The sequence below is a fragment of the Citrobacter sp. Cpo103 genome (assembly GCF_030332605.1).
GTDB classification, from domain to species: domain Bacteria; phylum Pseudomonadota; class Gammaproteobacteria; order Enterobacterales; family Enterobacteriaceae; genus Citrobacter; species Citrobacter portucalensis.
Genome location: NZ_JAOWHO010000032.1, coordinates 356,932 through 377,025, shown reverse-complemented (window position 1 = coordinate 377,025; position 20,094 = coordinate 356,932). Strand labels below are relative to the sequence as shown.

20 protein-coding genes are annotated in these 20,094 nt (G+C 51.3%); 12 read left to right on the top strand and 8 right to left on the bottom strand.

Translation table 11 applies throughout. From position 1 onward, the window contains the following. Positions 1-19: 19 nt before the first annotated feature. The 8 genes from OGX89_RS14435 to nlpA all read left to right on the top strand — a co-directional run bounded on the left by OGX89_RS14435 (position 20) and on the right by nlpA (position 6,497). Positions 20-445, top strand: coding sequence for a PTS sugar transporter subunit IIA (locus OGX89_RS14435; RefSeq protein ID WP_003827155.1), 426 nt, complete (start codon positions 20-22; stop codon positions 443-445). Positions 446-457: 12 nt separating this feature from the next. Beyond that, on the top strand, positions 458-943 hold the full coding sequence (locus OGX89_RS14430) for a PTS sugar transporter subunit IIB (RefSeq protein ID WP_003023959.1): 486 nt from the start codon (positions 458-460) through the stop codon (positions 941-943). A 25-nt stretch (positions 944-968) separates the two neighbouring features. After that, entirely contained in the window at positions 969-1,718 is a 750-nt protein-coding gene (locus OGX89_RS14425; RefSeq protein WP_003023960.1) for a PTS mannose/fructose/sorbose/N-acetylgalactosamine transporter subunit IIC, read from the top strand. After that, positions 1,715-2,575 (top strand): PTS system mannose/fructose/sorbose family transporter subunit IID, encoded by an 861-nt coding sequence (locus tag OGX89_RS14420; protein ID WP_005121522.1) that lies wholly within the window; start codon positions 1,715-1,717, stop codon positions 2,573-2,575. The genes OGX89_RS14425 and OGX89_RS14420 overlap by 4 nt, the downstream gene beginning before the upstream one ends. A 3-nt stretch (positions 2,576-2,578) precedes the next feature. Continuing rightward, complete coding sequence (dgaE, locus tag OGX89_RS14415; protein WP_063941184.1) at positions 2,579-3,688, top strand: D-glucosaminate-6-phosphate ammonia lyase; 1,110 nt, start codon at positions 2,579-2,581, stop codon at positions 3,686-3,688. Then, the gene (gene dagF / locus OGX89_RS14410; RefSeq protein WP_003827160.1) at positions 3,675-4,418 is read left to right on the top strand and encodes a 2-dehydro-3-deoxy-phosphogluconate aldolase; all 744 of its coding nucleotides are present in this window, start codon (positions 3,675-3,677) and stop codon (positions 4,416-4,418) included. The genes dgaE and dagF overlap by 14 nt, the downstream gene beginning before the upstream one ends. Before the next feature lie 210 nt (positions 4,419-4,628). Next, complete coding sequence (locus OGX89_RS14405) at positions 4,629-5,555, top strand: Rpn family recombination-promoting nuclease/putative transposase (RefSeq protein ID WP_126956540.1); 927 nt, start codon at positions 4,629-4,631, stop codon at positions 5,553-5,555. Positions 5,556-5,678: 123 nt separating this feature from the next. Then, positions 5,679-6,497: a lipoprotein NlpA gene (gene nlpA, locus OGX89_RS14400; protein WP_126956538.1), complete on the top strand. Its 819-nt coding sequence runs from the start codon at positions 5,679-5,681 to the stop codon at positions 6,495-6,497. A gap of 28 nt (positions 6,498-6,525) precedes the next feature. On the opposite strand, the gene OGX89_RS14395 is transcribed toward nlpA, so the two are convergent. Together OGX89_RS14395 and OGX89_RS14390 are read right to left on the bottom strand one after the other, a co-directional pair. Beyond that, positions 6,526-7,428 carry a carboxylate/amino acid/amine transporter gene (locus OGX89_RS14395; protein WP_126956536.1) on the bottom strand — a complete coding sequence of 301 codons (903 nt, stop codon included), beginning with the start codon at positions 7,426-7,428 and terminating at the stop codon, positions 6,526-6,528. A 25-nt stretch (positions 7,429-7,453) separates the two neighbouring features. Further along, positions 7,454-8,398, bottom strand: a complete 945-nt coding sequence (locus OGX89_RS14390; protein WP_126956586.1) for a LysR substrate-binding domain-containing protein — start codon at positions 8,396-8,398, stop codon at positions 7,454-7,456. A gap of 146 nt (positions 8,399-8,544) precedes the next feature. On the opposite strand from OGX89_RS14390, the gene OGX89_RS14385 reads away from it, so the two are divergent. Further along, positions 8,545-9,321, top strand: coding sequence for an SDR family NAD(P)-dependent oxidoreductase (locus tag OGX89_RS14385; RefSeq protein WP_003827170.1), 777 nt, complete (start codon positions 8,545-8,547; stop codon positions 9,319-9,321). 70 nt (positions 9,322-9,391) lie between these two features. Here the strand turns inward: OGX89_RS14385 and OGX89_RS14380 are convergent, their stop codons facing one another. The 3 genes from OGX89_RS14380 to OGX89_RS14370 form a co-directional block, all read right to left on the bottom strand. After that, positions 9,392-10,072 carry a hydrolase gene (locus tag OGX89_RS14380; RefSeq protein ID WP_126956534.1) on the bottom strand — a complete coding sequence of 227 codons (681 nt, stop codon included), beginning with the start codon at positions 10,070-10,072 and terminating at the stop codon, positions 9,392-9,394. A gap of 500 nt (positions 10,073-10,572) precedes the next feature. Next, on the bottom strand, positions 10,573-10,863 hold the full coding sequence (locus tag OGX89_RS14375) for a putative quinol monooxygenase (RefSeq protein ID WP_231133702.1): 291 nt from the start codon (positions 10,861-10,863) through the stop codon (positions 10,573-10,575). Positions 10,864-10,879: 16 nt separating this feature from the next. Then, positions 10,880-11,887 carry a zinc-binding alcohol dehydrogenase family protein gene (locus OGX89_RS14370; RefSeq protein ID WP_126956532.1) on the bottom strand — a complete coding sequence of 336 codons (1,008 nt, stop codon included), beginning with the start codon at positions 11,885-11,887 and terminating at the stop codon, positions 10,880-10,882. Positions 11,888-11,991: 104 nt separating this feature from the next. On the opposite strand from OGX89_RS14370, the gene OGX89_RS14365 reads away from it, so the two are divergent. Further along, positions 11,992-12,894, top strand: a complete 903-nt coding sequence (locus OGX89_RS14365; protein WP_126956530.1) for a LysR family transcriptional regulator — start codon at positions 11,992-11,994, stop codon at positions 12,892-12,894. Between the two features lie 36 nt (positions 12,895-12,930). On the opposite strand, the gene OGX89_RS14360 is transcribed toward OGX89_RS14365, so the two are convergent. The 3 genes from OGX89_RS14360 to OGX89_RS14350 form a co-directional block, all read right to left on the bottom strand. Further along, positions 12,931-14,427 (bottom strand): C69 family dipeptidase, encoded by a 1,497-nt coding sequence (locus tag OGX89_RS14360; RefSeq protein WP_126956528.1) that lies wholly within the window; start codon positions 14,425-14,427, stop codon positions 12,931-12,933. Between the two features lie 342 nt (positions 14,428-14,769). Further along, complete coding sequence (locus OGX89_RS14355) at positions 14,770-15,234, bottom strand: YqeJ family protein (protein WP_003827183.1); 465 nt, start codon at positions 15,232-15,234, stop codon at positions 14,770-14,772. Continuing rightward, positions 15,231-16,004, bottom strand: coding sequence for a winged helix-turn-helix domain-containing protein (locus OGX89_RS14350; RefSeq protein ID WP_063941178.1), 774 nt, complete (start codon positions 16,002-16,004; stop codon positions 15,231-15,233). The genes OGX89_RS14355 and OGX89_RS14350 overlap by 4 nt, the downstream gene beginning before the upstream one ends. A 577-nt stretch (positions 16,005-16,581) precedes the next feature. Between OGX89_RS14350 and OGX89_RS14345 the strand changes: the two genes are divergently transcribed. Then, on the top strand, positions 16,582-17,199 hold the full coding sequence (locus OGX89_RS14345; RefSeq protein WP_003827187.1) for a helix-turn-helix transcriptional regulator: 618 nt from the start codon (positions 16,582-16,584) through the stop codon (positions 17,197-17,199). Between the two features lie 75 nt (positions 17,200-17,274). Further along, positions 17,275-20,055, top strand: a complete 2,781-nt coding sequence (gene misL / locus OGX89_RS14340) for an intestinal colonization autotransporter adhesin MisL (protein WP_126956526.1) — start codon at positions 17,275-17,277, stop codon at positions 20,053-20,055. The last annotated feature ends 39 nt before the right edge of the window (positions 20,056-20,094 follow it).

The following is a 20,094-nucleotide window of genomic DNA, read 5'->3' as shown; positions in this document are numbered from 1 at the left end:
ATCGAGCCAGGAGGCCATTTTGACTACCACTGAATCCTTGCCCCAGATCCTGCTGCTGACCCATGGCGGCTGGGGGCAACAGCTTTGCAACAGCCTGCGCATGGTGATGGGTGAAATCAAAGGCGTGACGGAAATTCCGCTAATGCCCGTTGATACGCTCGGCGAATTTTATCAGCGCGTCGAAGCCGTAGTGAAAGCTATGCCGGAAGGCTCACTGATCCTGACTGATTTTATTGGCGGCACCACGTCTAACGTGGCGGCACGGCTGAGCGCCGATTACCCGGTGGCAGTGATTTCCGGGCTCAACGCCTCTTTGTTACTGGAGGCGCTCGACAAACGCGAGCATGGCCAACTGACCACCTGCGTGGCCGATCTGGTCGAGGCCGGGCGTAGTAGCTGCCTGGACGTTGTTGCCCACGTACGTCAATTACAACAATCACAATAAGGAATAAACATCATGGCAAACATCGTTTTATGTCGTATCGATAGCCGTCTGATTCATGGACAAGTGGTGACCAAATGGGTTGGGCAATCTCAGGCAAATCGGATTGCAGTGGTCAGCGATGAGCTGGATGCCGATCCGTTTATGAAAAATATCTACCTGATGGCCGCGCCGCCGAACATCAAAGTGGATTGTTTCGGTAACCAAAGTTTTGCGGCTGCCTGGAAAGAAAACCAGCTTGGTGACGGCAAAGTGCTGGTGCTGTTCCCCTCTCTGGCGGCGGTTCAGGAAGCGGTCCAGTTGGGTTTTGATGTCACCACCATTCAGGTTGGTGGGCTGGGCGGTGGGCCAAACCGCAAAGCGGTATTCCAGAACATTACGCTGGATGAAAAAGACGTCGGCATTCTGAGCGACCTGAAAAATCGTGGGATTCAGGTGTTCTTCCAGACTATCCCGGAAGATAAGCCGCAGTCGCTGGACGATATCCTGAAAAAATTCTAATTCTTTGATAACAGGGTACTTAATTATGGATACTTTAGTCTTCGCAAGCCTGATGGGGTTGTATTACTGGTTTGCCCGATTACGCCTTGGCTACACCTTCTCCGCCATGCTGCTACAGCCAGTGGTGATTGCCGTATTCGTTGGTCTGCTGTTAGGCAACATGGAAACGGCGATGATCATCGGTGCAGGTATGCAGTTGGTTTATCTCGGCGTGACCTCCACGCCAGGCGGCAACGTCCCGTCGGATCCGGCGCTGGCTGCCTGCATTTCAATTCCGATCGCCGTGAAGGCCGGAATGGATCCGAACCTGGCTATCGCACTGGCGATCCCTTTTGGCGTTATCGGCGTGTTCCTCGACCAGTTGCGCCGCACGCTAAACGCGGCGTGGGTACATATGGCCGACAAGCATGCGGAAACGGCAAACATGGCGGGCATTATGCGCTGTGCGTTCCTCTACCCGGCGTTGCTCGGACTGGTACTGCGTTTCCCGGTGGTCTTCGCCGCCAACTATTTTGGTCAGGACGTTGTGGAAAGCTTCCTTAAGCTGATGCCGCACTGGCTGACGCACTCCTTTGAAATTATGGGCGGCATTCTGCCGGCGCTGGGCTTCGCCATCACCATTATGGTGATCGGTAAAAAGAGCCTGCTGCCATGGTTTATCGGCGGTTTCTTTGCGGTGCTGTACCTGAAGGTAGACATCATGGCGATGGCAATCTTTGGTACCTGCGTGGCCTTCCTCATTAAAGGTCTGGCGAAAAATGAAGGAGCAGCATGATGAGCAGCGACGTAATGCAGCATGAACTGGTGGAGCGCGCGCGTGAAAGCGGCACGTTGACCAAAGCAGACATCACCAAAGCATGGTTTATCTACTGGCTAGGCGCGGAAGTTTCCAGCTCCTATGAGCGTTTGCAAAGCCTTATTTTCTGCGCCTCAATGACGCCGATCATCAAAAAACTCTACCCGCAAAAAGAGGAGCAGGTTGAAGCGCTGAAACGCCATTTGAACTTCTTCAACTCGGAGCAGACGTTCGGGGCGGTGATTCAGGGGATCTCCATTGCGATGGAGGAACAGAAAACCCGCGGCGAGCCGATCAGCGACGCCTCAATTACCGGGATTAAAACCGGGTTGATGGGACCACTGGCCGGGATGGGGGACTCCATCATCTGGGCCGCCGTGATGCCGCTGTTAATTGCTATATTCATCCCGTTTGCGGCGAATGGCAGCGCGATGGGCGGAATTGTACCGTTAATTCTCTATCCTGCTATTACGCTGGCAATCAGCTATGGCATGGTTCACAAAGGCTATACGCTGGGGCGTGACTCGATAATTGGCCTGCTGCAGGGAGGGCGAATAAAGGAACTTATCTACGGCGCTAACGTGCTGGGTTTGATCATGATGGGCGCGCTTTCTGCAAGCTACGTCAAGATCACCACGCCGTTAAAACTTAGCGCCCTGAAAGGCTCTGAAGTGGTGGTCCAGCAAATCCTCGACTCTATTGCACCCGGCCTGTTGCCGCTGGCGGCGGTGTTCGCCATCTATTTCTATCTGGTGAAGAAAGGGCCGCGTTACACCACGATTTTACTGTCGATTGTCGCGCTCAGCGTGGTCTGTTCGCTGCTGGGAGTGCTGTAAGCCATGACACAGAATATCTACCAACAATTGGGGCTAAAACAGGTCATTAACGCCTGCGGCAAGATGACGATTCTGGGTGTTTCCAGCGTAGCGCCGGAAGTAATGCAGGCCACCGCACGGGCTGCTTCAGCCTTTGTTGAAATTGATCGGCTGGTGGACAGAACTGGAGAACTGGTTTCCCGCTACACCGGGGCCGAAGACAGCTACGTCACCTCCTGTGCATCGGCGGGTATTGCTATCGCTGTTGCCGCCGCCATTACCCGCGGTGACCAGGCAAGAGTCACGCTGATGCCGGACAGTGCAGGTATGGCTAATGAAGTGGTTATGCTGCGCGGACATAACGTTGACTATGGTGCGCCCATCACCAGCGCCATCCGCCTGGGCGGCGGGCGGGTGGTGGAGGTTGGCTCGAGTAATCTGGCGGCCCGCTGGCAACTGGAAAGCGCGATTACCGACAACACCGCCGCGCTTCTGTACGTGAAATCGCACCACTGTGTGCAGAAAGGCATGTTGAGCATTGCTGATTTTGTGCAGGTCGCGCAGGTTCACAACCTGCCGCTAATTGTCGATGCCGCCGCCGAGGAAGATTTACACGCCTGGGTGGCGAGCGGGGCGGATATGGTGGTCTACAGCGGGGCAAAAGCCTTTAACGCGCCGACCTCCGGATTTATCACCGGGAAGAAACAGTGGATTGCCGCGTGTAAAGCGCAGCACCACGGCATTGCCCGGGCGATGAAAATCGGCAAAGAGAATATGGTCGGACTGGTGTATGCCCTGGAAAACTACCATCAGGGACAAACCGTGGTCACTGCCGAAGCGCTCCGCCCCGTAGTGCAGGCGATTTCAGAGATTCGCGGACTGGATGCGGATATTGAGCAGGACGAAGCCGGGCGCGCCATCTGGCGGATTCGAATTCGGGTGAATGCGCAGGTGCTGGGAATGGATGCCTACGCCGTAGAAGCGCAACTGCGAGAGGGTGATATCGCGATCTATGCTCGCCGTTACAACCTTCATCAGGGTGTCTTTAGCCTTGACCCGCGCACGGTCGCAGAAGGGGAAATGGCGCTGATCGTGGCCCGATTAAAGGAGATTGCAGAACATGCAGCACATTAATTTTTATCGTAATAAAGTGGCTATTAACGTGCTGGCGAAGGATATCGCCAATGCGCGGGAAATCTATGATGCTGCCGAAGGCCACGCGGTGATTGGCATTCTTTCTGCGCAGTTTTCCTCGGTTGAGGAAGGGGTTCTGGAAGTAAAACGTTGGATGAACGACGTGCCGTCGATTTCTGTGGGGTTGGGGGCCGGTGACCCGGCGCAGTATTACAAAGCGGCGATGATTGCCTCGCAGGTACATCCAGCACACGTCAACCAGACCTTTACCGGTTGCGGGTTTGCGGCAGGCGCCTTGGCGGCAACGGGCGGTGAACAGACCCATATCAACGCGTTAGTCAGTCCCACTGGCACGCCGGGGGACGTGTTGATCTCGACCGGCGTCAGCAGCAGCCAGGGCACGCCAGCCCGCGTTTCCTGCGATGCAGCGGTCCGTATGATGTTGGATTCAGGAGCCCATGCGGCGAAGTTCTTCCCAATGGGCGGTGAGCAGTCACTGCCTGAGCTATACGCACTGGCGACGACAGCGGCGCGAAACGGCATGACGCTGATTGAACCGACCGGCGGTATCGATCTCGATAACTTCGGCGTTATCCTGCAATCCTGTCTGGAGGCGGGAGTACCGCGCGTCATGCCGCATGTTTACAGCTCGATTATCGACCCACAGACCGGTAATACCCGGCCTGCAGATGTCATCAGGCTGATGGAGATAGTCAAAGCCCTGGTGTGATGTCGCCATCGTAGGATGGCAAACAAAAAATGCCCGGAGGTGATCACGCTTACCGGGCATTTTTGCGAGCGTTATTCCCTGAAAATGAATACATTGCAAAAGCATGTATTTATCCGCCAAGCCGCCTCGTAGATAGAAAAGTTCCCAGATGTTGTGTGTGCGACTGGCGAGTAAGGTTCCGTCATCTTGTTCTTCTGGTGACGGACCGCCATGAAAAAACCAACAACTTCTACGCCGCATGATGCCGTATTTAAAAAATTCTTAAGCCATCCAGAAACGGCACGGGATTTTCTTGATAGCTATCTCCCCGCACCATTACGTGAACTTTGCGATCTGAACACACTGAAGCTGGAGTCCGGAAGTTTTATTGAGGAAGACCTGCGCGCCAGTTATTCCGATGTTCTGTGGTCGCTAAAAACGAGAACTGGTAAAGGCTATATCTACGCGTTGATTGAACACCAGAGTTCACCGGATGCCCATATGGCATTTCGGATGATGCGTTACGCCATTGCCGCTATGCAGAATCACCTTGATGCCGGCCACAAAACGTTGCCGCTGGTGGTTCCGATACTTTTTTATCATGGCATCGCCAGCCCGTACCCTTTTTCACTGTGCTGGCTGGATGAATTTGACGATCCAGAGACTGCGCGACAGCTTTATGGAGCTGACTTCCCGCTGGTCGATATCACGGTGGTGTCTGATGATGAGATTATGCAGCACCGGCGAGTGGCACTACTGGAACTTGTCCAGAAGCATATACGCGAGCGCGATTTGATGGTGCTGGTCGATAAACTGGTTGCCCTGTTGATTAAGGGACACGCTAATGACAGTCAGGTAGAAACGCTATTTAATTACCTGGTGCAGTCTGGCAGCGCACCGCGTTTTGAGGCGTTTATTCGACAGGTTGCCCTGCGCGTTCCCCAACATAAGGAGAGATTAATGACGATTGCAGAATGCTTACGTGAGTCGGGTCATCGCAGTGGCCTGCAGGAGGGACTGCAAAAGGGTTTGCTAGAAGGCAAGAAGGACGAAGCGTTGCGGATAGCCCATGCCATGCTTGAGAAGGGGATCGATCGTGAACTGGTGCTAATTATTACCGGGCTTGCAATTGATGAACTAACGGTATCTTCCGACTAATTTATCTTAGCCCCATTATGCTTTTTTCTTCTTGCTGATGCTTTTTCGTTTTTTAAACCGCAGCGACCTTCCCGCTATAGTCATTTCATTACTCATCAGGCGGTTATTGCAAAAGGATAAAACGTGAAGCTGAAGATACCTTATTTCGGGACCGGGGCGGCGGTATTACTGGCGGGATTATTGCTGGCAGGATGCGATCAACAGAGCAGTGATGCAAAGCACATCAAAGTGGGTGTAATTAACGGTGCTGAGCAGGATGTGGCGGAGGTCGCGAAGAAAGTTGCTAAAGAAAAATATGGCCTTGAGGTGGAGCTGGTGGGGTTTAGCGGTTCTCTGCTGCCCAACGATGCCACCAATCATGGTGAGCTGGATGCCAACGTCTTCCAGCATCGTCCGTTCCTCGAACAAGATAATAAAGCACACGGCTATAAGCTGGTTGCGGTGGGCAATACCTTTGTGTTCCCGATGGCAGGGTATTCGAAGAAAATCAAAACTGTTGCTGAACTAAAAGACGGTGCAACGATTGCGATACCTAGCGACCCGACCAACCTGGGTCGGGCGCTGTTGCTGCTGCAAAAAGAGAAGTTAATTACGTTGAAAGCGGATACCGGCCTGCTGCCAACAGCGTTGGATATCACTGATAATCCGCGGCATCTGAAAATTATGGAACTGGAAGGCGCACAGTTGCCGCGCGTATTGGACGATCAGAAAGTGGATGTGGCGATTATCAGTACCACCTACATCCAGCAAACCGGGCTTTCCCCGGTACATGACAGCGTATTTATTGAAGACAAAAACTCACCGTACGTGAACATTCTGGTGGCGCGAGAAGACAACAAAGATGCCGAGAATGTGAAAGAGTTCCTGCAATCTTATCAGTCACCTGAAGTGGCGAAGGCGGCCGAAACTATCTTTAACGGTGGCGCGGTTCCGGGCTGGTAATCATGACCTTTTGCCGCGCCGGTTGGTGTTAAACCGCTCTGGCGCGGCGACGTGAGTCCATTGAGATAAGTATTACCGAAGAGAGGATCAAAAGCGTGCCCAGCCAGTCTGGCAGGGTAAAGGTAATACCTAACAGCAGCAGGGACAGCAACGCGCTGCTCAACGGTTCCGCGCAGCTTAAAATGCTCGCTTTCGGTCCGCCAATCATCTGCGCGCCTTTCAGGTACAGGCTAAACGTCAGCGATGTGCCGATGACCACCAGATAGAAAAACGCCAGAATCAAACTGCCATTCACCACGAAATTAGTGCCCTGTCCGGCATAAAACGGCAGCAGGATCATGCCGCCGATCAACATACTCCAGCCGACGGCCGGCAGCGTGCCGTAGCGCGCGATAAGCGTTGAGGGGTAGGTGGTGTAGAACGCGGCGGCAAACGCCGAGGCAATTCCCCAGAACAGCGCGGCAGGTGAGATAGACAGCGACGTCGGGTTACCGTGGGTGACCAGCAAGAAGGTGCCGATAAGCGATGTGAAGATCGCAGTCAGTACTAAAATCCCCGGTCGTGCTTTGCGCACCACGGAAAACCACGCCACGATTATGGTCGGTGACAAAAATTGCAGCACCGTCGCGGTGGCGGCGTTGGATTTTTCAATAGTCAGCAGAAAGGTTAGCTGTACGGTGAGCGCCCCAACCACGGAAAAAATCAGCAGGCTGATGGCGTCTTTGCGGTTTTTGATAATGGAGAACACTTTGTCGCCGTGAACGAAAGAGAGCATCAGCAGAATGAGCCCGGCGAAAATCAGGCGCGTCATGGTCAGAAACTGCGACGACATCTGGCTTTGCTCCATGATGTATTGCGCGCAAACGCCTGAACTTCCCCACAATACGGCGGCAATCAGGACGTTCATCATCCCTCTTCTGGTGGAACTCATCTTTCCCTCGGCATGTTGTTTTGTTTTATTTGTGTGCAGGCATCATAGCAGAGATGGTTGTGATTTCTGCCAGCACATCCGCAATCAGCCAGTCATTAAAGACTTTTACCTCCGGACGCATTACCGCGTGCTGTGGCGTAACAATGTAGTAAGACCACGCCAGAGGCCAGCGGGTGTTGGGATGAAGCTGAACCAGTTGCCCGTCTGTCAGTAGCTGCTGCACCAATGCCCTACGCACAATGGCGACACCTTGACCACTGAGCGCCGCCAGAATCACCGCAGAGGTAGAGTTGATGTGCAATCCACTGTCGCGAACGACAGGTGCCTGGGTGGCGGTCAGGACATCATTCCAGTCCGGGAAATTGGCGCCGGGGTGGGGGGTGTCATCATGTATAAGCTTCTGTGCGGCCAACCATTCTCTACAGGATATTTTATCTACTGGCACAATACGTGGGCTACAAACCAGAACCGCTTCTTCATCCATCAGCCAGGTTTTATTTACCCCAGGCCAGTCGCCTTTGCCGCAACGCACGCCCAAATCCGCTTCGCCATGAGCAACATCCATCAGCTTTTCCGTCACGTTCAGGCATAATTCTATGTTTTCATGCGCTTGTGAGAAACGATTGAGGCGGCTCATCAGCCAGTTCATCACCAGTACCTGAGAGGCCGTGATAATCACCACCGAGCGTGCCCTCCGACCGCGTAACTTGTTCAGCCCGGATTCCAGACTATCCAGTCCCTGGGTTATCTCACGCAACGCGTCCTGTGCTTCGCTGACCAGCGTGAGACGCTCTTTGCCTGAACGGGTACGATGCAGCAGCGGGTGGCCAACCCAGTCTTCCAGCGCACGAACCAATTGCCCAACGGCAGCCGGAGTGACCCCCAGTTCTTGCGCCGCACCAGTAAAACTGCCGTGGCGGGCTGTGGCCTCAAAAGCGTGTAACCATTTAAGCCGATTAAGCGAGCGCATCAGGTCATTTCCCGTTTTGTGAATATCTTCAGTATATGCCATCGAGATAGATTTTCTTTCTCGGTTCGCTATTTCTTCTCATTCGTCAGCACCTCAGGGGAGTGGCATTGTTAGCGCATTAACGAATACGTGAAACGAGGCTAACGATGAACACATTATTTGTCGGCAAAAAACTGTTAGTGGTGGGCGGTACCAGTGGTATCGGATTTGAAACCGCAAAACTGATCCTCCAGGGTGGTGGTCGAGTGGTGCTGGTTGGCAATCGTGCCGAGAAAGCAGAACGGGCCCGTCAGGCATTGGCGGAGCTGGGTGACGTCTCTGTCATTGTGGCGGATCTGATGTCAGAAGCGGGCGTTAAGCAGGTGATGGCAACGGTGAATGCTGAGCACAAAGACATCAACCTGTTAGTAAATGCAGCTGGGGTTTTCTTCCCAAAACCTTTCACTGATCATGAAGTTGAAGATTATGAACTGTACATGAGCCTCAACCGCGCGACGTTTTTTATCACCCGCGATGTCGTGCGTAATATGGTGGCGGCTAACATCCAGGGTGCCATTGTGAATATTGGTTCGATGTGGGCACAACAAGCAATTGGCGCAACACCTTCTTCAGCGTACTCAATGGCAAAAGCGGGACTGCATGCATTAACTAAAAATCTGGCCATCGAGCTGGGGGCGAATGGGATCCGCGTCAATGCCGTTTCGCCAGCAGTCGTGCATACACCTATCTACGAAGGATTTATCCCGAAAGAAGACGTACAAGGTGTGATGAGCAGCTTTGACAGCTTCCATCCGATTGGTCGGGTCGGTACGCCGTGTGATGTGGCTGAATCCGTCGCGTTCCTGTTGTCAGATAAAGCGCAATGGGTAACTGGCGCCATCTGGGATGTGGATGGCGGTGTAATGGCCGGACGTAATGGCTGACAGAGGCTGATGCTGCGTATTACAAAACGCCTGCTTATACTAAACAGGCGTTTGTGAAAGATTGGAAAAGTTAAGCGCGCTGAGAGTCCAACTGCTCGTTATTTTTCACAACATCCTGGGCTTTGGTATAGCTTTCAATCAGTAACTGATAAGTCGGGAAGATTTTGGTATAGACTTCAGCCCATTCCGCTGCGTCTTCCCGATTCCAGGTTTTCTGCAGTTCAGACGCAACCGCGGCAGTATCCATCGGCACGACACCAGCCTGTACGACGCGGGCCATGGTGATCTCCTGTGCCATTTTGCTGTAAGTACCGGAAGCATCGATGACGGCAAAGACTTTAAATCCTTCTGCTACCGCGCTGATGGCCGGGAATGCCATGCATACACTGGTGATGGTACCAGCAATAATCAGGGTCTTACGGCCTGTCGCTTTTACCGCAGCAACAAACTCTTTGTTATCCCAGGCGTTAATTTCACCTTTGCGCGCGACATAATGTGCATGAGGGGCATTTTCATGAATTTCCGGGATAAGCGGACCGTTTGGCCCCTGCGGCACAGAGGCGGTGGTAATCACCGGCATTTTGCATAAGGTGGCGATTTTTGCCAGCGCTATTGCTCTTGCACGCAGTTCAGTCATTGGCATATCGCCAACGGTCTGGAACAGGCCGCTTTGATGATCGATAAGCAACATAACTGCGTCATTGACATCAATCACTGGGCGTTGGCCATTAAAATTAGCGGGTGTAGACATGATCCATTCCTTGTTGTTGCTTTTTGCGGGTTATCTAACCCGCAGTAAAGTCTATAATCGCCTGGGCGATATCCATTTTTGAGTTACAGCTAATTAACCATTATTGACATCATCATGGTTAATTTCAGGGGGAGACTAAAGTTATTCTCATAAGAATTTCCTTAGTGAGCTTAGTTTCTTCCCACCGCATTAAAATAACAATGCCTGTTATTATGAAATTATATTTCTGCATTCATATTGTTTTATGGTGTGTACTGGAAGTAAGGGGTAAAAATTCAGTTGATGTTTCTGACTGACTTATTTTTATATTGTTATTATTATTGTGAAATATAATGAATATTAACGATATATCTTCAATGTTAATTTTGTGACTAATACTACGGTTTTCTAGAGGATAATGATCATGTCTATTTTATTTTCCAAGTTATTATTGAGTTAGGTAAATTCTCATGTTGATATTTGTTGTGCTCCCCGAACATCAGAGGAGCACGGTATTAATATTACGCCTCAATCGGCGTCAGATAATCCAGCCGTAGCGGTTCGGCTAGCAGATCGTTCATTTGTAGAATGAACGCCTGGAAATGTGGCAGAGCGATATGCTCATCCAGACCGGCCTGACCGCGCCAGGATTCGCGTACGTAGAACACATCCGGCGTGTCGCGTAACTGGAACAGGGCATATTCAATATTGCCCGGCTCCCGGCGCGTGGGCAGCAGCAGTGCTTGTAGCGCCTGTTTCAGTGCGTCGTTTTTCCCCGGTTTGGCTTTCAGTACCGCAATAATTGAAATCACGTCAGAATCAGACATGTTAAAACCCCTCCAGCACAATCTTGCCGACCGAGCGACCGGTTTCAATTTGTGTGTGGGCTTTTTGCAGATTTGCCGCGGTAATCGCGCCAAAATGTTCGCCCAGCGTGGTACGGAGGGTGCTGTCGTCGATCAGCTGCGCCACACGGGTCAGTAACTGATGCTGCGCAATGATGTCGTGGGTGGTAAACATCGAACGGGTAAACATAAACTCCCAGTGCAGCGAAATGCTTTTGGCCTTCAGCGGGCGCGCATCGAGAGTTTGCGGATCGTCAATCAGCGCCAGTTTGCCCTGCGGCGCCAGTGCGGCAATAATTTGCGAATAGTGCTGCTCGGTATTGTTCAGGCTGGCAACGTGCGTCACCTCTTTAATGCCTATCCGTGCCAGCTCTTCCGTCAACGGCTTGCTGTGGTCAATCACATGATGAGCGCCCGCTTCACGTACCCATTTCTGGCTCTGCGGACGTGATGCGGTACCGATGACGATCATTTTGGTCAGCTTACTGGCCAGTTGCGTCAGAATAGAACCGACGCCGCCAGCCGCGCCAACAATCAATAACACATCATCTTCATTGCCATTTTCCTCAACGCCCAGACGGTCGAACAGCATTTCCCAGGCGGTGATAGCGGTTAGTGGCAGCGCCGCAGCAGAAGCATTATCCAGTGTTTTTGGCTTCAGCGCGGTAATACGTTCATCAACCAGCTGAAATTCACTATTACTGCCAGCGCGGCCGAGCGCTCCGGCGTACCAGACTTCATCGCCGGGTGAAAATAGGGTGACGGCTTCACCCACGGACTTCACCACGCCAACGGCGTCCCAGCCCAGTACGCGCGGCACATCAGCGTTAAAACCTTCGCGGACCTTGGTATCGACGGGGTTGACGGAAATGGCTTTCACTTCAACCTGCAGATCGTGCCCGGTAGCGACTGGCATGGGCAGGTCAATCTCTTGTAAAAATTCAATGTTATTGCCGTCGGTCGCGGCGCGGGTGATGGCGATGGCTTTCATGGTCTCTCCGGTTACAGGAATCAGTTGAATAATTCGATGGTAAACCGGTAACAGAACGGGAAAAATAGCCCTATGGCGACAGGACTTATACTCGGGGAGTGAAAATGTTCCGGCTTGAAGATCTCACGTTGTTTGTCCGCGCCGCGGCGCTGAATAGTTTTAGCGATGCCGCGCGCGAAGTCGGCGTTCAGCCTGCTCAGGTCAGTTCAGCTATCAAGCGCCTGGAGTCTACGTTGGCTATCCGCTTGTTCGCCCGCTCCACGCGCAGCCTGCGCCTGACGCCAGAAGGTGAAGTCTGGTTACCCTATGCCCGCCAGATGCTGGATGTAATGCATGCCGGGTTGCAAAAAATTCAGACCCCGGAAGATGAAGTATCAGGCACGCTGCAAATCGCCGTGCCTTCCGATCTCGGTCGTAACCTGCTGCTACCGGTCTTTCAGTCGTTTCGACGCCGCTATCCCGCGCTGCGCCTGCGGATTTTTTTCTCCGACCAGGTAACGGATGTCTTTAAAGACCCCGTCGATGTTGCGTTTCGCTATGGCAACACCGAAGACGCGTCTTACATTGCGCTGCCGGTTGCACCGGGTAACCGACGCGTGCTGGTGGCATCACCGGAATGGGTTGAGCAAAACGGCGCGCCGCAAAAACTGGATGATTTAACACAGCTCAACGCCATGACTTTCGTATTACGCGGCCGCCTGCACGATCGCTGGACATTTACGCGCAACGGCGAGGTCAGTAGTGTGCAGGTTAACGGCACCATTATGAGTGACGATGCGGAAGTGATCCGGCGCCTGGCGATTGCCGGAGAAGGTGTGGCGTACAAGTCGTGGCTGGATGTCAGCGATGATGTGCGTGACGGTCGATTACAACTGCTGATGTCGGATTATCAGGGAGAGAAAGTCCCGCTGAATATGATTTGCCCGCATCGGAAGCAGCTTTCAACCGCGGTACGCCTTCTGCACGAGGCGGTGAAGGCGCGGTGTGAAATGCTGGCGCAAAGCTAATAAGCGCTTTACGCCAGAATACTATCGCGTCGTTACTCAGTCTTTTTTCGTTGCATTCGCAAAGAAAATATCAGACTGAATGTCTTTAGTGCGGATGGTAAATAGCTGATTGGTTAGATCTTCCGTCAGCTTCTCGGCGTCAGCCATGATGCGCAGGTTGAAGTCATTCAGCATCTTATCCGCGGCGGGTTTATCGGTTTTCGCCATCTTCAGATACTCTGCTTCGACCTCTTTTTGCTCCTTCGCCACTTTGTCTTCCCACGCTTTGTAGGCTTTTTTGACGATTGGCGCGAGCTTCGGATAATCGGTCATCGTCAGCGTTTGTAATTTACGATATTTCCAGTAGATAGACTGATCGTCCGCTTTATCGGTACCCATCGTGTAGTTAGCCGGATACGCTTTCAGGCCGCTGTAGTACGGAACAAAGGCGGTGAGGTCAGCCATGCCCAGGCCAATGTAGGTCGTTTCACCAATCTCTTTTGGCAACCACGGACGGACCTGCATAACGTGCGCTTCATAGGTACGGAAAACGCTTACCGGACGCCATGGCTCTTTGCCGTTCAGACCGTTGGTGTACGGGTCATGGCTGGTCCCTTCATAGTGACTACGCAACACGGCCTTCACATCGTCCAGCGTCATTTTCTTCTCTGGCGTCATGAAGACCGGGAATTCGCGCCCTTTGGCCATATCCTGATTTACGGAAGGATTGAACTCTTTCTGGATGGTCCATACACGAGGGTCGTTATACGTGCGGTCACGCTCGTCATCACGGGTATAGGCTTTGGAGAAGTTGAATTTACCGTCTTTCGCCGGATCGTACAGTCCTTTTTCAGTCGCAAATTGAATCAGGTTTTTTGACGCCATCATGTCCGGATTTTTAGGATCGTAATCCTGTAAGCGGCCCTGATTACCGGTGGCAAAATACTGGTTATTCGGCAGACGCTGCGCCATCCACTGGTGGCCGCTACCGGTTTCCAGGTACCAGATCTCGTTATCGTCGACGACGGCAACGCCAAAACCTTCGCCTGCGCCGACGGTCTCAACGATATGGCCCAATAGCGCCACAGCTTCACGTGCGGTTTTACTTTGTGACAGCAGAATATCCGGGATATCGTCTTCGGTGATCCCTTTATCCTCAACGTACGGGTCGGCGGCCAGTGCTTTCGGTGAGGCAAAAATGGATTCTGTACCGCTCACGCCGACACCCAGCTCGTTAAACCCGGTCGCGCCGTGCAGTTGGGTTTTCCAGTTTGGGACAGTGGTATAACGCAGAGAGTTTTTCGGCAGTGGCCAGGTAAAATCATTCGCACCATTATGTGCTTTGGTGCTGTATACACCGGTCTGATTTTGCTTTGCCGGATGAATGACAAAATGCTGTGCTTTCAGAGCATCGCTGTCTGCGCTACGGGCGACCAGCATGGAGCCGTCCGCTGATGCTTCGTTGCCGACCAGCAGGGTCGTACAAGCAAAACCTGATGAAACAATGGCCAAATTTATAGAAAGTGCAATCAGGCACTTTTTAAAAGTAAACATTACGTATCCCTCATATGTACGCCAAAAATACACCGGAAACACACCGTTTCCTGAAATGCGATAACGCCTGAATGCTCAGACATTGCTCGCGAGAGAGATAAACGCCCCTGCCCACGTCTTCTCCAAATATCCATCCGTAGGTTGAAGTCTTCTGGGCAAAATATAACGCCCATTTCGCTTAATTATTACGCAACGGATATTATGATATTCAGGATGTTTCCTGATTCGCGATGAAGAATAGCAATGGGTTATGTGTGGATTCAGTGACCCATGTCGCGTAAGTTAATGATGACAAATGTGAATTTCATTGAGGGGCCGTACTTTTTGTTTCCGGATATGACGTTACCTTTTGCGGCAATACAGCGAGGGCACATTGGAGCTGGCAAAAATCCATGCACCTTTATACTCCTCCATGACCAGGCTCAGGCTTCGTCCGCTTTGGCGGTAAAATCCAGGTAATGTGTCGTTAATATCCGCTTCATCAGCGGTGTCAGCGAAGGTTTTGACGACCTGCATCGCCTGTAGCACTCGGGCATCGCGCTTTTGGGTGTAGTTAAAATAGATGTTCCTGCTAATGTCGGAGGTATTACGCCCGTACAGTTTGCCGGTAATAGTGGCCAGGCCTTCACTGTTGTACATCCGAAACGATAACGTACCGGTAAAGCGGTTGCTGCCAATATTCCATTCCATGTTACCGATGCAATTCAGCGGTTTGTCGGCATAGCGTGAATGCCATAACCATCCCCCTGAACCGAGCACAGTAACCAGCCCGGCCACGAGCACTATAAGGTGGCGTGTTTTTTTCATTGCCCGCGCATCCAGTAATAATGAGTAGTACAAAATGCGTTAGCATCCACCCGTGCATCTTTATCACAGACAAATGCCACGATCCTTTCCGCTTTGCTGTAACCGGTAAGAAACACGTGCTTGTTGTTTTCACAGAGATAGGGATGTAACTGCATCAGATTGAAATAGCCTTGCTGGTCGTGTTCATTTGGTGAGTAATAGATTTTGCAATTTTGCCGTGATGGGGTCTGCATGGAAGCCTGGACAAATTTACTAAACGGCATAACAGGGCGCGTTTGATACCACACCAACCAGATGATCAACGTGGCAATCACGACACTGGCGCTAAATAAAACCTCAAACCAGGGTATCTGCGTAGTTTGTTGTGGTGTCGAAGGAATTATCTTTGCGGGGGTGATTTCTTCAATAACCGGCGGCGGGGAAACTTCACTCTGTTGAAGCGTTATTGTCTCTACTTGCGTATTCTCATTTAATCTGAGCCCGCGTCGGGAAATAGTTTTCACCGTATCACGAGGCAACCCCACGTCCGCCAGCGCGTTACGTAGTGTCAGAATAGCCTGGTAAAATGTGTTGGTGGTGGTCACATTATTTCTTTCACCCCAACCAATTGTCATCAACGTGTTCTGGGAAACAATGTCACTTGCGTGAGTAATTAAATAGAGAAAACAGAGCGAGGCAGGGAGCTGGAGCTGAATTGCTCGCCCGGTCTGACGATTGACCAGACTTTTGCTATCAGGATTAAATTCGACCAACTGATTGATAAGGTACAATTGCCCAGCCCTCAGTAACCAAAACGAATCACAGCGTGTGCTAACGCATCCTTTAAATTTTACATCCAAATCGATAATACGCCTCACTCTTTGTTCATGATTGAAGATAAGAATTTTGCTTAATTATTAAAAATCCTTTAAATACAACATGTTAGAAATCTTATTTCTTAGGTTAAAATTACCTAAGGTTAAATAATGAGAATTCATTACAGTTTTATCTGAATTATCTTTATATTTGTCCACAACATGACAAGGGTGATTGAGTTATCAGAATTACGTAATTAGTAAGCAACCTTTATGCAGGTTATTTTTTAGCAAATAGTGCTTTTTTACTGTTTATCTTAGAATCTGAATTTATGCATAAAATTCCTAAAGCATAGGTTGTTATTCTGAGATAAAGCGTAAATAAGCTTAGCGCAATCGTATTACTCACAGCCCATACATATTAGTGCATCAGGAGTTTATTACATTTTATTAGCGCCACTGTTATTAACTGACAAGGAACGTACTACGTGTTGGATTGACACATTTATTTACCAATGAAATATTTATGGAAAAATAACAGGAGTCATTTTTGATGAAGAGATCACCGTCACAGACTGTTCGTTGCATAAGCTGTGAATTATCCTGTCAATTATTTCCAGATACTGCGGTTCGCGCCAGTTACTGTCACCGTGCCGCTTTTGCTATCTGGCCTGAGGGGAATGGCTTTCTGCAAAAAGGAATTATTGAAAAGCTTCTGCTTAATAATCAGAACCATTTGTCGCGTGGGTTTATTTTTGTGGATTTTTCTTTCCCTAATCTACGCCTGTTTTCCGACCCGCAATGGGTTGACCGGCTGGCCTACAGCGGTATGCATATTGTGTTGATAGCTGACAGGAATCTGGCGCCATTAGCCAACTACTGGCTGTCCAAAAGCAATAAAATACAAGGGATTATATATTCCGATGATGATGACGAAGTTCAACATCAGAAAATCAGGCGACTCTTTACTGGCCATCTCGCCAACAGCAAACGTGGACGCTCACTTAACTATACAGAAATGATATTACTGAAGCGTTTTGTGTCAGGGAAAAGTATTCAGCAAATTACCAAAATAGATAATATCGATATTAAGAAAATATATGTCTACAAGCTCAGACTTGAAGATAAGTTAGGCCATAGTATTCATCAAATATTGTCGAACATTTTATAACGTATTTTTGAGTTTTATTATTTTCACATCCTTGCGATGTGGTGGACGCTCTACGCCTGAAAGCAGGAGGCTAATATGCCAAATCCCAAATCTTATTCTCGTATTGCCATAGCGGTTTCAGCCGCATTAACCTCTATGGTATTTTCAGCTCATGCGGCATGGGTTGACGTTGATAGTCTACCTTCCAGCGGACTGGTTAGCAGTCTGCCTCCGGAATTGCAGGCAATAATTCCAGCGCAGGCAAATGCCAGTTTCGCTAAAACCAGCGCCATGCCGAATTATGTTTATCAATGGAGTGCGGGCACGATTCCTGTTTATGGCAATGGATTAACGATTAATGGACCCGGTGCTGAAGCTTTTGAGCACTCTGTTACCGTTATTCAGAACAGTACAACGGGTAGTCCGGGCGTTATTTTTGGGGATGACCTGACGATTCGCACGCAGTCGAAGAATGCCGCCAATAATGGTAAAGATGTTGACGGTATCCGCACGCACGGGGCCAATACGCCGGATAACCCGGTCTTTATTATCACCGGGGATCGCACCAGCATTTATGTTGATGGTCAGGATGGTGACGGTATTAACGCCGGTTACAACTCCTATAGCCAGGGTTGGAAGGGCTCGGCCAGCATTTACGTCGGCGACGATCTGTATATTCAAACCACCGGTTCCCAGGGACGTGGTATCACAGCCAACGCGATGAAAGACGCCACGCAGGCCAAAAATACAATTGTGGTCGGCGACCGGGCACACATTGTGACGATCGGTGATAGCTCAGAAGGTCTTCGCACCGGGCAGAGCGGTTCCTCAATCCTGCTTGGCAATGACGCCACCATCGAGACTTCGGGTGCTTCTTCAACAGGGATTTATGCCGCCTCATCGTCCAAAACGGAACTAGGCAACAACGCGACGATTACGGTCAACGGCGTCAGTGCACATGCGGTTTACTCCACCAACGCGACCGTGAATCTCGGTGAAAACGCAACGATCAACGTGAACAGTTCGGCGAAAGCTGCGTCATACAGCAAAGCGCCACGCGGCCTGTATGCGACTTCACGCGGGGCGATAAACCTGGCAGGCGGTGCCGCCATTGCCATGGCGGGCGATCACAGCAACGAAAGTTATGCCATCAGCACCGAAACGGGTGGCATCGTAGACGGTTCTACTGGCGGGCGCTTCCTCATCGATGGCGATCTTCATGCCGCAGGCGCGACTGCCGCAACCAGCAGTCTGCCGCAGCAAAACAGTACCATTAAGCTCAACATGACCGACAACTCGTTGTGGAGCGGGGCGTCATACATCACCAGCGCCACTGCCGGGACGGGCGTTATCTCGCTGCAAATGAGCGACGCGACCTGGAACATGACCAACAGCTCAACGCTCACCGACCTGATGCTGAACGGCGGGTCAGTGGTGAACTTTGGGCATGCTGACGGTGAACCGTGGCAGACGCTTACCATCAATGAGGATTTTACCGGGAACGGCGGCAAACTGGTTTTCAATACCGTCCTGAATGACGATACCTCGGAAACCGACAAGCTGAAAGTGCTCGGCAACACCGCGGGTAATGCGTTCGTGGCGGTGAATAACATTGGTGGAACCGGGGCGCAGACCATTGAAGGTATTGAGATCATCGAAGTGGCCGGTAATTCTGACGGTACTTTTGAGAAAGCGGGCCGTATTGTTGCCGGAGCGTACGACTATAACGTTGTGCAGAAGGGCAGCAACTGGTATCTGACCAGCTTCATTCCCGCTCCGCCGGATCCGGAAGACCCTGACCCTGTTGATCCGGACCCGGTTGACCCTATTGATCCAGACCCGGTCGATCCTGTAGACCCGATTATCCCTGAGCCGGAAGAACCCGTTGCGCCTCCTGTCACTGAGCAGCAATACCGTCCGGAAGCAGGCAGTTATCTGGCGAACAACTACGCGGCTAACACGCTGTTTATGACCCGACTGCACGATCGTCTGGGTGAAACGCAGTACGTCGATATGCTGACAGGTGAGAAGAAAGTTACCAGCCTGTGGATGCGTAACGTTGGGGCACATACCCGCTTCAAAGACGGTAGCGGGCAGTTGAAAACCCAAAGCAACAGTTATGTGATGCAGTTAGGCGGCGACCTGGCGCAGTGGAGTAGCGACGGTCTCGACCGCTGGCACCTCGGCGCGATGGCAGGTTATGCCAACAGCCAGAACCGCACGCAGTCCAGCCTGACCGGCTACCATTCACGTGGCCAGGTCACTGGTTACAGCGTGGGTCTGTACGGCACATGGTATGCCAACGACGCCGACAAGACCGGTACCTACGTGGATACCTGGGCGCTGTACAACTGGTTTGATAACAAAGTGATGGGCCAGGAGCAGGCAGCAGAGAAATACAAATCCAGCGGGATAACCGCTTCGGTTGAAGCCGGTTACAGTTTTAAACTGGGTGAAAGCGAGCGCAACAGCTACTGGCTGCAACCAAAAGCGCAGGTGGTATGGATGGACGTGCAAGCCGACAGTCACCGCGAAGCGAACGGTACCCGCGTGAAGGATAATACCGATGGCAACCTGATGACCCGTCTGGGTGTGAAAGCCTTTATCAACGGTCACAACGCCATCGACGACGGTAAATCTCGCGAGTTCCAGCCGTTTGTTGAAGCCAACTGGATCCACAATACACAGACAACCAGCGTGAAAATGGATGATGTAAGCAACGACATGCGCGGCACCAAAAACATCGGCGAGCTGAAAATCGGTGTTGAAGGTCAAATTACTCCGCGTCTTAACGTATGGAGCAACGTGGCCCAACAGGTCGGCGATAAAGGCTACAGCGATACCCGCGGTATGCTCGGCGTGAAATATAACTTCTGAAGCATCACAGGTAATAGAGAGCCGCTGATTAACCGATCA